Annotated in this window: 8 protein-coding genes; 4 read left to right on the forward strand and 4 right to left on the reverse strand. The window is 68.7% G+C overall.

Annotated features, from left to right (window positions below; translation table 11 throughout):
* Positions 1-26: 26 nt before the first annotated feature.
* Genes zwf through tkt form a run of 4 tightly spaced genes read right to left on the reverse strand, consistent with a single transcriptional unit; the run spans position 27 to position 7,505 of the window.
* Positions 27-1,574 carry a glucose-6-phosphate dehydrogenase gene (gene zwf, locus K2Y56_RS19000; protein WP_292511103.1) on the reverse strand — a complete coding sequence of 516 codons (1,548 nt, stop codon included), beginning with the start codon at positions 1,572-1,574 and terminating at the stop codon, positions 27-29.
* Between the two features lie 30 nt (positions 1,575-1,604).
* Positions 1,605-2,585: a phosphogluconate dehydrogenase (NAD(+)-dependent, decarboxylating) gene (gnd, locus tag K2Y56_RS19005; RefSeq protein ID WP_292511106.1), complete on the reverse strand. Its 981-nt coding sequence runs from the start codon at positions 2,583-2,585 to the stop codon at positions 1,605-1,607.
* A gap of 13 nt (positions 2,586-2,598) precedes the next feature.
* Entirely contained in the window at positions 2,599-5,451 is a 2,853-nt protein-coding gene (locus K2Y56_RS19010; RefSeq protein ID WP_292511109.1) for a bifunctional transaldolase/phosoglucose isomerase, read from the reverse strand.
* Positions 5,451-7,505 carry a transketolase gene (gene tkt, locus K2Y56_RS19015; protein ID WP_292511112.1) on the reverse strand — a complete coding sequence of 685 codons (2,055 nt, stop codon included), beginning with the start codon at positions 7,503-7,505 and terminating at the stop codon, positions 5,451-5,453. Before tkt ends, K2Y56_RS19010 begins: the two co-directional genes overlap by 1 nt.
* A 488-nt stretch (positions 7,506-7,993) precedes the next feature.
* Between tkt and K2Y56_RS19020 the strand changes: the two genes are divergently transcribed.
* The 4 genes from K2Y56_RS19020 to K2Y56_RS19035 all read left to right on the forward strand — a co-directional run bounded on the left by K2Y56_RS19020 (position 7,994) and on the right by K2Y56_RS19035 (position 12,430).
* Complete coding sequence (locus tag K2Y56_RS19020; RefSeq protein WP_292511116.1) at positions 7,994-8,218, forward strand: hypothetical protein; 225 nt, start codon at positions 7,994-7,996, stop codon at positions 8,216-8,218.
* A gap of 179 nt (positions 8,219-8,397) precedes the next feature.
* Positions 8,398-8,970, forward strand: a complete 573-nt coding sequence (locus K2Y56_RS19025) for a DUF2231 domain-containing protein (protein ID WP_292511118.1) — start codon at positions 8,398-8,400, stop codon at positions 8,968-8,970.
* Between the two features lie 379 nt (positions 8,971-9,349).
* The gene (locus K2Y56_RS19030) at positions 9,350-11,842 is read left to right on the forward strand and encodes a glycoside hydrolase family 15 protein (RefSeq protein WP_292511121.1); all 2,493 of its coding nucleotides are present in this window, start codon (positions 9,350-9,352) and stop codon (positions 11,840-11,842) included.
* Between the two features lie 135 nt (positions 11,843-11,977).
* Positions 11,978-12,430 (forward strand): DUF305 domain-containing protein, encoded by a 453-nt coding sequence (locus K2Y56_RS19035; protein WP_292511124.1) that lies wholly within the window; start codon positions 11,978-11,980, stop codon positions 12,428-12,430.
* Positions 12,431-12,589 lie beyond the last annotated feature (159 nt).

The raw sequence follows: 12,589 nt of genomic DNA on the forward strand, positions 1-12,589 counted from the left end.
TTTCGTTGGAGCCGGACCAGCGGGGTTCACAGCGGGCGCCAGGCGCGGCCGTCGCGGGCGAGGAGATCGTCCGCCTCCTTCGGGCCTGCGCTGCCGGCCGGGTAGGCCGCCATCGGGGCGCGCCCGTCCGACCAGGCGTCGAGCACGGGCTGCACAGCGCGCCAGCCGGCCTCAATGTTGTCGGCGCGCTGGAAGAGGGTCGCGTCGCCGATCATGGCGTCGTAGATGAGCGTCTCGTAGCCGGTGCTCGGCTGGATCTGGAAATAGTCCTTGTAGAGGAAGTCCATGTTGACGGCGCCGAGCCGCACCTCGGTGCCCGGCACCTTGGCGCCGAACTGCAGCGAGATGCCCTCGTCCGGCTGGATCTGCAGCACGAGCCAGTTCGGGATGCAGGCCTCGACGGCGGTGCCGCGGAACAGCGCCAGCGGCGCCTGCTTGAACTGGATGGCGATCTCCGTGTCGCGCCTGGTCATGGCCTTGCCCGTGCGCAGGTAGAACGGCACGCCGGCCCAGCGCCAGTTGTCGATCGTCAGGCGCAGCGCGACGTAGGTCTCGGTCTGCGAGCCCGGGTCCACGTCCGGCTCGTCGCGGTAGCTGCGCACCGGTTGGCCCCGCACGGTTCCGGCGGCGTATTGCGCGCGCACCGCCTGATGCGCGGCCGCGTCCTCGGAGAGCTGGTGCACGGCCATGAGCACCTCCTCCTTCTTGTCGCGCACGGCATCCGCTTCGAAGGAGATCGGCGGCTCCATGGCCGTCATCGTGAAGAGCTGGAAGAGGTGGTTCGGGACCATGTCGCGCATGGCGCCGGTCGCGTCGTAGAACGAGCCGCGCTTCTCGACCCCGACCGTCTCGGCGACCGTGATCTGGACGTGGTCGATGCGGTCGCGGTTCCACAACGGCTCGAATAGGCCGTTGCCGAACCGGAAGGCCATGATGTTCTGGACGGTCTCCTTGCCGAGGAAGTGGTCGATCCGGAAGACCTGGTCCTCCCTCAGCACCGCGAGGACGTCCCGGTTCAGCGCCCTCGCCGAGGGCAGGTCGTGGCCGAAGGGTTTCTCGATGATCACCCGCCGCCAGGCGCCCTCCCCTTCTCGGGTGAGCCCCGCTTCGCCGAGCCACTTGACCACCGGGCCGAAGAAGCGGGCCGCGACCGCGAGATAGAACAGCACGTTGCCGCCGGCAGCCTGGGCCTCCCGCGAAGCCCCGATGCGCCGCGACAGCTCTTGATACGTCGCCGGGTCCTCGACATCGCCGGCGAGGTAGTCCAGCCGGCCGACGACCCTGGCCCAGGCCTCCCGGTCGAGGCTGTCGGCCGAGAACTCGCCGCCCTTGTCCGTGACGAAGCCCTCCATGGTCCTGGTAAGGTCGTCGCGCAGGTCGTCGGCGCCCATCTCGCTGCGGCCGACGCCGACGATGGCGAAGCGCTCAGGTAGGAGGTTCCAGCGCGCGAGATTGTAGAGCGCCGGCATCAGGAGCCGATGCGTCAGGTCTCCAGTGACGCCGAAGATGACGAGCGTGCAGTCCGGCGCCGGTTTCGCGGCGCTCGCTCTCGGAGGGGTGTCGTGATGGATCATGCGCGGCTCCCGCGTGGCGAACGTCACGCTTCAGATCTTCGTCGGCTCCTGGTGGCCACCGAACCCCTTGCGCATGGCCGAGAGCATCTTGTCGGCGAAGCTGTGCTCCTGGCGCGAGCGGAAGCGCGCATAGAGCGCCGCCGACAGAACCGTCGCAGGCACCGCCTCCTCGATGGCTGCGTTGATGGTCCAGCGGCCCTCGCCCGAATCCTGCACGTAACCTTCGAAGCTTTCGAGCTTGGGATCGCGCGCCAGCGCCATCGCGGTCAGGTCGAGCAGCCAGGACGAGATCACGCTGCCCCGCCGCCAGACCTCGGCCACGTCCGCGAGGTCGAGGTCGAACCGCTGCTCCGGCGGCAGCTCGGCCGCGTTCGCGTGTTTCAGAATCTCGAAGCCCTCGGCGTAAGCCTGCATGAGGCCGTACTCGATGCCGTTGTGGACCATCTTGACGAAGTGGCCGGCGCCGCTCGGGCCGGCATGGATGTACCCCCGTTCGGCCCTCCCATCCCGACCGTCCCGGGCGGGTGTCCGGGGGATGTCGCCGAGGCCCGGCGCCAGAGCCGCGAAGATCGGATCGAGGCGGTCCACGACCGCCTTGTCGCCGCCGATCATCATGCAATAGCCGCGCTCCAGGCCCCACACGCCGCCGCTGGTACCGATGTCGACATAGTGAAGCCCCTTGGCCGAAAGCTCGCGCGCGCGGCGGATGTCGTCCTTGTAGAAAGAGTTGCCGCCGTCGATGAGGACGTCATCGGCATCCAGCATTTCGGACAGCTCGCGAAGCGTGGTCTCCGTGACTTGGCCGGCGGGCAGCATCACCCAGATGTGTCGCGGCCGCTCCATTGCCGCCACCACGTCCCGAAGCTCGGCTGCGGCGAACGCCCCCTCTGCAGCAAGCTGCCGGCCCGGTTCCGGATCACGGTCGTAGACTACACAGGCGTGCCCACTCCGGAGGAGGCGGCGCACGATGTTCGCGCCCATGCGCCCGAGGCCGACCATTCCAAGCTGCATCACTGCTCCCCTCCTATGCCAGGGCCCGCCGGATCGCCGCATCGAGGGACGCGAGCCCGGCCGCGACATCGCCGCCCTTGAGATGAACGCGCAGGGCCCGCCGGCCGCGCTCCGCCAACACCTCGAAGTCGCCCCTGGCCTGCGCGGCCTTGACGGTGCCGAACCCGAAGGCGTGGCCTGGGATGGCGAGGTCCTCCGCGTCGTCCGCCGTGACCTGGAGGAACACGCCCGAGTTCGGCCCGCCCTTGTAGGCCTGGCCGGTGGAGTGCAGGAAGCGCGGTCCGAACCCGAGGCAGGTCGCGACCCGCCTGGCATCGCGTACGGCGAGGCGCGCGCTCTGCAGCGCCGCCGTGTGCTCCGGATTGCGGGCGATGTAAGCAAGGAGCGCGAAGTAGTCGCGCGGCTTGAGGCGCCTCAGGTGCGCCCGGAGCCAGCCTTCGAGGTGGTCGTCCCGGACAAGCTCGCGCAGCGCGTCGGCGTTGCGCGGGTCGGCGTAGATTTCGACCCCTTCGCCCGAGAACAGCGGCATCTCGAGCGGAAGCTCCCCGCTCTTCTCGTAGGCGGCCGTGAGCTCGCGCGTCCTCACCTTGCTGGCCTCGACGTCCGGCTGGTCGAACGGGTTGATGCCGATTACCGCGCCAGCGACCGCGGTGGCGAACTCCCAGCGGAAGAACTCCTGGCCGAGGGTCTCGGGGGCGGCGACCGCGATCCTCACCACCGGGTGCCCGGCCCCCTCGAGCGCGGCGAGCGCCGCGTCCTGATCCGCATCGGCCTCCCGGTCGAGCCGGAGATGGACGAAGAGGCGGTCGCTTCCGTAAGCCTCGGGGGGCCCCAAGGGCTCGGCGGCGACCGGGATCAGGCCCTTGCCGTCCTTGCCGGTCGACTCGGCCAGAAGCTGCTCGGCCCAGGCGCTGAAATCGGCGATTCGGGGCGAGGCCGCGATCGTAACCTTGTCGCGGCCTTGGCGCACCGCGAGGCCCATGGCGAGGCCGAGCAGCACGCCGGGGTTCGACGCCGGCGGCACGTCGGGACCGCAGGAGCGCGCCATGAGGCGGGCGGATTCGAGAAACCGCCCGATGTCGAGCCCGGCGGCCGCCGCCGGGACAAGGCCGAAGGCCGAGAGCACCGAATAGCGCCCGCCGATGCCGGGATCGCCGTGGAAGATGCGCCGGAACCCGGCGCCCTGCGCGGCCCGCTCCATCGAGGAGCCGGGGTCCGTCACGGCGACGAAGCGCTGTCCCGCGCGATCACGCCCGACGACGCCCGCCACGCGTTCGAAGAAGTAGTCCTTGAAGATGTTGGGCTCGAGGGTCGAGCCCGACTTCGACGAGACGATGAAGAGCGTCGTCTGGAGGTCGATCGCCTCTTCCGTCGCGCGCACCTGGGCCGGGTCGGTCGAATCGAGGATGCGAAGGCGCGGAAAGTCTGGCGCCGTGCCGAAGGTCTCGGCCAGGACCTCGGGCCCGAGGCTCGATCCGCCCATGCCGAGGAGGACCGCGTCGGAAAATCCCTCGCGCCGCACCTCCTCGGCGAAGGCGCGATAGGCGTCGACGCGGCCGAGCTCGCGATCGACGATCTCGAGCCAGCCGAGCCAGCGGTCCTCGTCGGCGCCGGTCCACAGGCTCTTGTCCTTGCGCCACAGCCGCCGCCCGGCGCCGCTTGCCCGCCACTCCTCGGCCGTGGCCCCGACCTCGCGATCGAGGTCGGGGCCGAGCGCGAGGGTCTGGCCGTTGAGGCGCGCGCCGAGGATCGCGGCCCGCTTGCCGGCCACGGCACCGAGGAGCTTATCGGCCGCGTCCACGAAGAGTTGCACGCCCTCCTCGACCAGGCCGGCCGTGACCTCGTCGAGCGAGATCCCGGTCTGGGCGAGCGCCACGAGGACGCGCTGCGCCTCTCCGACATCCTCCTCCAGGCTCGGGCGCACCCGCCCGTGGTCGCGAAAGGCGTCCAGGGTGGCGGGCGGCATGGTGTTGACCGTGTCCGGCCCGATCAGTTCCTCGACATAGAGGACGTCGCGGTAGGCCTTGTTCTTGGTGCCGGTCGACGCCCACAAGAGGCGCTGCGGGCGGGCGCCCCTCACGGCCAATCCGTTCCAACGCGGGGTGGCGAAGAGGCGCTTATAGCGCTGATAGGCGAGCTTGGCGTTGGCGATCGCGACCTTGCCCTTGAGCCGTGCGAGCGCCGCCTTCTCGTCCGGATCGTTGGCCTCCCGGATCGTCTGATCGAGCCGCCCGTCGACGGCGCTGTCGATGCGGCTGACGAAGAAGCTCGCGACGCTCGCCACCCGGCTCACGTCGCTCTTGGCGGCAAGCGCCTCGAGCCCCTCGATGTAGGCGTTCGCCACGGCCTCGTAGACGTCCTGCGCGAACAGCAGGGTCACGTTGACGTTGATCCCCTCCGCGATCAGGGCGCGGATGGCCGGCAAGCCGGCTTCAGTGGCCGGCACCTTGATCATCAGGTTCTCGCGGCCGACCTCGCGCCAAAGCCGCCTCGCCTCGTCGAGGGTGTCCTGCGTCTCAAGGGCGAGGTAGGGCGACACCTCGAGGCTGACGAAGCCGTCGGCTCCGTCAGTCGCGTCGTAGACCGGCCGCAGCACGTCGGCCGCGTTGCGGATGTCCTCGATCGCGAGCCGCTCGAACAGAGTCATGACCGGGAGATCGGCCTGACTCTCGGCAGTGCGAAGAGAGCTGTCGTACTCGTCGGTGTGCGCGATCGCCTTCTCGAAGATGGCCGGGTTCGAGGTCACGCCCCTCAGGCCGTCTTGCTCCACGAGCCGCTTGAGGTGCCCATCTGAGATGAAGCCGCGCGCGACGAAGTCGAGCCAGACGGCCTGACCTTGGTCCTGGAGGGCCTTGAGCGGGTTCATCACGCAGCTCCGCTTCCGATCTGGGCTTTGGCGGCCTCGTAGACTTTCTCGGGCGTGAACCCGAACTTGCTCAGGAGATCCTTCAGCGGCGCGGACGAGCCGAAGGTGTGCATGCCGATGACCGCGCCCGTGCTGCCGACGTAGCGGTCCCAGCCGATGACCGAGCCCTGCTCGACGGCGACCCGAGCCGTGACGGCGGGCGGCAGCACGCTGTCGCGATAGCCGCCGTCCTGCTGCTCGAACAGCTCCCAGGAGGGCATGCTGATCACGCGGGCGGCGACGCCCTCGCCGGTGAGGCGCTCGTAAGCCGCGATGCAGAGCCGGACCTCGCTGCCCGTGCCGATGAGGATGACCTCCGGCCGCCCGTTCTCGGCGTCGGCTATCACGTAGGCGCCGCGGGCAAGGCCGGACGCGGGCGCGTAGCGGGCGCGGTCGAAGACCGGCAGCGCCTGGCGGCTCAGGACGAGGCAGGCCGGCTGACGCCTCGACCGCATGACGACCCGGTAGGCCTCCGCGACCTCGTTGGCGTCGGCCGGCCGCAGGACGATCAGCCCGGGGATGGCCCTGAGGCCGACGAGCTGCTCGACCGGCTGGTGGGTCGGCCCGTCCTCGCCGACGCCGATCGAGTCGTGGGTCAGCACGTGGAACACCGGCAATTCCATCAGCGCCGCAAGGCGGATCGGGGGCCGCATGTAGTCGCTGAAGATGAGGAAGGTGGAGCCGAACGGGCGCAGGCCCGACAGAGCGAGGCCGTTGACGATGGAGCCCATGGCGTGCTCGCGCACCCCGAAGTGGAGGTTGCGTCCGCCCGGCTGTTCCGGCCCCAGGTCGCCGGCGCCGTCGAAGGTAAGCTTCGTCTTGGTCGAGGGCGCGAGGTCGGCGGAGCCGCCGATGAGCCAGGGCACCCTTGCCGCAACGGCGTTCAGAACCTTGCCGGACGCATCCCGCGTTGCGGTCCCTTTCTCGCCGGCGGGGAAGCTCGGAAGCTCCCCGTCCCAGCCGTCCGGGAGCTCGCGGCCGAGCAGGCGCTCGACCTCGTCGGCGAGATCGGGATGGCGCTCGCGGCAGGTGCGCAGCGCCGCGTCCCACGCCTCGTGCAGCTCCCGGCCGCGCCGCCCGACGCCCTCCCGGAAGCGCTCGTAAACGCCGTCCGGCACCAGGAACTGGGCGTCCTCGGGCCAGCCGTAGAACCGTTTGGCGAGGCGCACCTCCTCCTCACCGAGCGGGTCGCTGTGCGCGGCCGCCGTGTTCTGCTTGTGCGGGGCGCCGTAGCCGATGACGCTGTTGACGACGATCAGCGTCGGAGCGTTGTCAGTCTGGCGGAAGGACCGCAGCGCGTTCTCGATTTGCGCGGTGTCGTTGGCATCCGCGACCTTGAGCACGTTCCAGCCGTAGCCAAGGAAACGCACGGCCACGTTCTCGCTGAAGGCGAGCGGCGTGTGGCCTTCGATGGTGACCGTGTTGTTGTCGTAGATCCAGCAGAGGTTCGCGAGCTTGAGGTGGCCAGCGAGCGAGGCGGCCTCGCTGGCCACCCCCTCCATCAGGTCGCCGTCGCTGCACAGGACATAGACGTCGAAGTCGAACAGCGTGAGCCCGGGCCGGTTGTAGCGCTCGCCGAGCCAGCGTCCGGCCATCGCCATGCCGACGCTGTTGCCGCAGCCCTGGCCGAGGGGGCCGGTGGTCGTCTCGACGCCGGGGGTGAACCCGAACTCCGGATGCCCGGGCGTGCGGCTGTCGAGCTGGCGGAAGCGCTTGAGGTCGTCGAGCGTCAGGCTCGGCCGGTCCGAGCCGGGCCCCGACTGCACTTGAGCAAGATGCAGGACCGCGTAGAGCAGCATCGAAGCATGCCCGGCCGAGAGCACGAACCGGTCCCGGTTGGGCCAGGTCGGATCGGCCGGGTCGTAGCGCAGGAACCGCTGCCAGAGCGTGTAGGCGACCGGCGCCATCGCCATCGGCGCGCCGGCATGGCCGGACCTGGCCCTCTGCACCGCGTCGATGGCGAGCGTGCGGATCGTGTTGATGCAGAGCTCGTCGTTTGCCGCACCGGCTGTCATCGCCTCGCCCCTCACTCGACCCGCGGACGCTGTCCGGGCGCACGGCCGCGCAGGACAGGGTTCTCGAGGATAGACGCGGTCGGTTCCGCTAGATTACTGGGAGCGGCGCCCTTATTGCGGGACTGAGGCATGCAGAAGCCGCAATGCTGACGGAAACGTCGAAGGACGGTCGTTCCGCGCCGTCGACCCGCGCGCCGGCAAGAGCATCTGGATGCCGGCAATGCGAAAGGGTCTTCCATGCCGCTCGGAGGTGCTGACGGGCATGAGAGCCGGCGACGCGTCCGCCTCGAGGCGGCGCGGCGGAAAGGCGTGACGGTGCCTGGATCACCCGGATGGGTAGGTGATCGGCAACCTCATTCAGCCGCCGCTTCGACCTGTAATGAGACCGGGAGTCGCTCGTCCATAAGTGACGAGGCGCCTGAACCGATCGCGCCCGCTCGCATTGACCATGTCCACCGAGGGACAGTCCTCACCAGAAGGAGACTCGAATGCGGAAGGCAACACTCCTGGCAACCGCCCTGATCTTCGCCGGCGCTCAGTTTGCCGTCGCGATGCCGGCGTCCCTTGGCGCAGGCCAGAGCCTGACCCAAAGCTCGGACGGCATGGTGACGCTTGTCGCCAGCGACAAGAAAAAGGGCAAGAAGGCGAAGAAAAGCTCGAAGTCCAGCGGCGGCATGAACATGCAAAACATGCCTCCTGGGCACAAGATGTAGCCCGTCAATTTTCATCGGGAGCGGGGCGCGCGCATGCGGGCCCCGCTTCCTGCCTGCAAGGCATCTCACCTCTCCGCGGTCGGAAACGACGGGGGGCCTCGCTTCAGCGCTGGCCCTTGGGTTGCGAGTCGTGCCGAGGTTCGCAGATCTGGTGGAAGACACGGGAGAGAGGCGAAGCGATGCCGCCCATCCATCCGGCCATCGTGCATTTCCCGATCGCCCTCGTGGTCTTCTCGGTGGCAGCCGACCTGATCGGCTCATGGCTGCATAGCGCATCTTTACGCGCGGCGGGCTTCTGGGCGCTGATGGCGGCCGCGCTCGCCGGGACCGCGGCCGTGGCCGCAGGCTATTACGACATGAACCGGGCCACGCTCGGCCCCGAACTCGACGGCTATATCCATCTGCATCTGCGGCTTGGATGGACGGTCCTCGTCGCGATCATCCTTCTGGCGCTCTGGCGCTGGCGCATCGGCCTCTGGGCTACGCGCTGGCAGCACATTCTCTATGGAACCGCGGCTCTTGTCGTGGTTGGGCTCACTGCTTTCCAGGGCTGGTACGGGGGCGAGATGGTCTACGGACACGGCGCTTCCGTCGCCGTTACCGGCCAGGGCGTCGAGCCGGCCGAAACGGCGAAACAGCGCCTGCAGGCGGTCTACGAAGCATTCGGCGCCCCGGGCGGCCAGGGACATGGGTCGGCTGGGGAAAGCCCCGATAGGGCGCATCCGCCTGACCGGCCCGCTCACGCGAACTAACGCGTCAGCGGATCCGCTGCATGAACGCGCAACGCAGCGCCCGAGGGAGTGGATCGTATTTGCGGAATGCCTGTCACGGAGGTTCAAGTGATGCAGCCCATTAGCGTTCTCCCGCGTGATCTTGGGCGTTTCCGTCCTTACGGGACCAATGCCGCTTTCGGGTCGATGAGCGGAGTCGAGACCAGCCCCATGATGCCCGGTCGTCGGGGGCCACAATGAGCATTGCGCTTGAGGCTGTAAGCTTTGGAACCAACGCGCGTCCAATGTTGAAAAGTCAGACCTAAGTACGGTGCTTTCGCACAAGATCGATTGAGGGGGCCGTCCACCCGGCGCTGGTGCAACGCTCCGACGCCGCCCGAAGCGAGAGACAGGCAGACGCATGGAACAACGTAGTTCGGGCCGAGGACTGAGCTTGCCGCCGGCGGATGCTGAGACCGCCGTCCAGGTCATGAGAGCGCGTCCGCGTCTGGCCGATCACCTGGAGCCGGATGCAAGGTCCGATGCACCGGGCGCGCCCGGAATCCCGCCTACCTGGACGAGCAGCGCCAAGGATGTGGTCGGATGCTCGCTGGGGACGGCGCGCCTCTGGTTCACGCTCGGCTACGGCATCGTCAACGAGGTCTATTGGCCGCGGGTCGACCTCCCCCAGATCCGGGACCTCGGCTTCATCGTCGCCGACGGCAAGGGCTTTTGGGCCGAGGTCAAGCGCGGCAGCGACTACAGCTTGCGCTCGCTCGGCCCCGGCGTCCCGGCCTACGAGATCGTTCATGGCCATGCGCGCTACACGTTGCGCCTGAGGGTCTCGCCCGATCCGCGCCGGGACGTCCTGGCGCTTGAGTGCTCCCTCGAGAGCGGCGAGCCGGATCTGCGCCTTTACGTCCTGCTGGCGCCTCACCTCGGTGCGACGGGATACGGCAATCGCGCCACGGTCGCGCAGCATCGCGGCCGGCGTGTTCTGTGGGCAGAGCGCTCGCCCTTCGCTCTGGCGCTGGCCGCCGTCGACGACCATCAGCAGGACGCGATCGGACGGGCGAGCGCCGGCTACGTCGGCGCGAGCGACGGCTGGCAGGATTTCGCGCGCAACGGGGCGATGACCTGGGAGCACCTCGCCGCGGGTCCGGGGAACATCGCCCTCATGGCGGAACTGCCGAACCGCTGTGTGCTCGCCCTCGGCTTCGGGAGCAGCCGCGAGGCCGCCACCACCCTCGCGGTCTCGTCGCTGATGCAGCCCTTCGACAATCTCCTCCAGGCCCAACTGTCCGACTGGGAAGCCTGGCACCGGCGCTGCGGCGAATGCTGCGCGTCTCCTGTGGACGTCCCCGATGAGTTGCGGGAGCAGTTCGTCACCTCCACGACGGTGCTACGCACCCACCTCGACAAAACCTATCCCGGCGCCATGGTGGCGAGCCTCAGCGTGCCGTGGGGCGACAGCGGCAACGAGCGGGGCGGGTACCACCTCGTCTGGCCGCGCGACCTCGTCGAATGCGCCGGCGCGCTGCTCGCCTTCGGCGGCGAGGCCGAAGCCCGCGACACGCTGCGCTACCTGATCGCGACCCAGAGCACGGAAGGGCACTGGCACCAGAACCAGTGGCTCGGCGGCGAGCCCTACTGGCGCGGCATCCAGCTCGACGAGACCGCATTTCCGGTCCTGCTCGCGGCGGCGCTCGCCGAGCGCGGTGCGCTCGGAGGCATCGAGCCCGCCGACATGGTCCGGCGAGCGCTCGGCTGCATCGCCCGCCGGGGTCCCTCGACCGACCAGGACCGCTGGGAAGAAAACGCCGGGCTCAACGCGTTCACGCTCGCGACCTGCATCGCGGCCTTCGTGACGGGAAGCGCCTTTCTGGATAGGGCCGCCGGCCGCTGGGCGCTCGCTCTCGCCGATTTCTGGAACGCCAACATCGAGAACTGGACCGTCGCGAAGGGCACGGATCTGGCCCGCGAGGCGGGCGTGAGCGGCTACTATGTCCGCACCGCTCCTCCATCGGTCCTGGAGAACGGACCCGGTGCGCTCGACGAGTTCATCCCCATCCGCAACCGCGCCGACGGCGCGATCCTCAAGGCGAGCGACCAGGTCAGCACGGATTTCCTGCAACTGGTCCGCTTCGGCCTGCGCAGCCCGAGCGACCCGCTCGTCCGCGACAGCCTCCAGGTGGTCGACTGCCTGCTCAAGGTCGACACGCCGTCCGGGCCGGTCTGGCGCCGCTACAACGGCGACGGCTACGGCGAGCATGAGGACGGCCGGCCCTATGACGGCACGGGCATCGGCCGGCCCTGGCCGCTGCTCGCGGGCGAGCGCGGCCACTACGACGTCGTTGCGGGCCAGGACCCCTTGCCGATCCTGCAAACCATGGCGGCGACCGCTAGCCCGGGCGGCATGATCCCCGAGCAGGTGTGGGACGCAGGCCCGATTCCACAAAGGCGGCTCCAGCCGGGGCGGCCGACCGGGTCGGCGATGCCGCTCGTCTGGGCCCATGCCGAGTTCGTCAAGCTCGTCGTGTCGCGCGGCTTGGGTCATCCGCTTGACCGGCCCCGAGCCGTCTGGGAGCGCTACAAGGGCCAGCCGCGAAAGGCCGACTGCGCGTTCTGGTGCCCGCACGCGCAGATACGGTCCGCTCCGGCCGGGAGCCGCATCGTGGTCGCCCTGCCCCGGCCGGGCGTGGTCCGCTGGGGCCGGGACGGCTGGCAGGCGGTGACGGAGACCGCCGCGGAAGACACCGGCCTCGGCTTTTATGCTGTGCCCCTGGACACGGCCGGGCTGCGCGGCGGCCAATACGTCGAGTTCGCGATCCGCTGGGAGCAGGGCGATTGGATCGGGGTCGACTACCGGATCGAGGTGATGGGCGATGTGAATGCGGGGAGCAGGTCCGGATAGGCCGCGAGCTTAGGTCCAAGAGGCCGGCGAACCGCTGTTTTCCTGGCTGTTCCGTGGTCCCGCGTGAGCAGTCGTCCTGAACCTTCAGCCCGCAAAAAGGGTTAGGGGTGTGCTGTCCTACCAAAGGAGATGATTATGACACGAGCTTTTACCCTCACGTCGGTCGCGCTGGCCGCCGCCCTTGCTGCTGTCCTCCCGGCCGCGGCCCAGCAGATGCAGGGCGGCGAGCGTGGCGGCGGCATGCAAGGCATGCAGCACAACATGCAAGGCGGCTCCATGCAAGGTGGTAGCTCAATGGGAGGAATGCAGAGCATGAACATGGCCAACATGAACGCGGCTCAGAAAGAATATCAACAGGCCATGGAGAAGATGAACAAGGACATGATGCAGGGTATGATGGACCCCGATCCAGGCAAGTCGTGGATGAAGCAGATGATCGCCCACCATCAGGGCGCGGTGGACATGTCCGAGGTCGCGCTCAAGCACAGCAAAGACGATGACGTTCGAAAGGAGGCGCGCAAGACCAAGGAGCAGAACGAGAAAGACATGAAGGAGCTCCAAGCCGAACTCCGTAAAAAGGAACGCTGAGGCGTTCCTCGGCAATCAGAGCGAAGGGATTGGGGCGATCGGATGGTCGCCCCTGCCCGACCAACCTGCTCGGGCGAAAGGAGCGGGTCCGCGGTAAATGAGCGCTTTCCTGGCCTCACCCGAGCGTCACATCATGGGTCGAACGGTCTTCGCTCTTCT

Origin of the sequence: Methylobacterium sp. (genome assembly GCF_019745455.1) — a bacterium.
Taxonomy (GTDB): domain Bacteria; phylum Pseudomonadota; class Alphaproteobacteria; order Rhizobiales; family Beijerinckiaceae; genus Methylobacterium.

What these genes read in the sequence shown, in the direction of transcription:
- zwf (WP_292511103.1), bottom strand. Translation starts at nt 1,574, where the DNA reads ATGATCCATCACGACACCCCTCCGAGAGCGAGCGCCGCGAAACCGGCG.
- gnd (WP_292511106.1), bottom strand. Translation starts at nt 2,585, where the DNA reads ATGCAGCTTGGAATGGTCGGCCTCGGGCGCATGGGCGCGAACATCGTG.
- K2Y56_RS19010 (WP_292511109.1), bottom strand. Translation starts at nt 5,451, where the DNA reads ATGAACCCGCTCAAGGCCCTCCAGGACCAAGGTCAGGCCGTCTGGCTC.
- tkt (WP_292511112.1), bottom strand. Translation starts at nt 7,505, where the DNA reads ATGACAGCCGGTGCGGCAAACGACGAGCTCTGCATCAACACGATCCGC.
- K2Y56_RS19020 (WP_292511116.1), top strand. Translation starts at nt 7,994, where the DNA reads ATGCGGAAGGCAACACTCCTGGCAACCGCCCTGATCTTCGCCGGCGCT.
- K2Y56_RS19025 (WP_292511118.1), top strand. Translation starts at nt 8,398, where the DNA reads ATGCCGCCCATCCATCCGGCCATCGTGCATTTCCCGATCGCCCTCGTG.
- K2Y56_RS19030 (WP_292511121.1), top strand. Translation starts at nt 9,350, where the DNA reads ATGGAACAACGTAGTTCGGGCCGAGGACTGAGCTTGCCGCCGGCGGAT.
- K2Y56_RS19035 (WP_292511124.1), top strand. Translation starts at nt 11,978, where the DNA reads ATGACACGAGCTTTTACCCTCACGTCGGTCGCGCTGGCCGCCGCCCTT.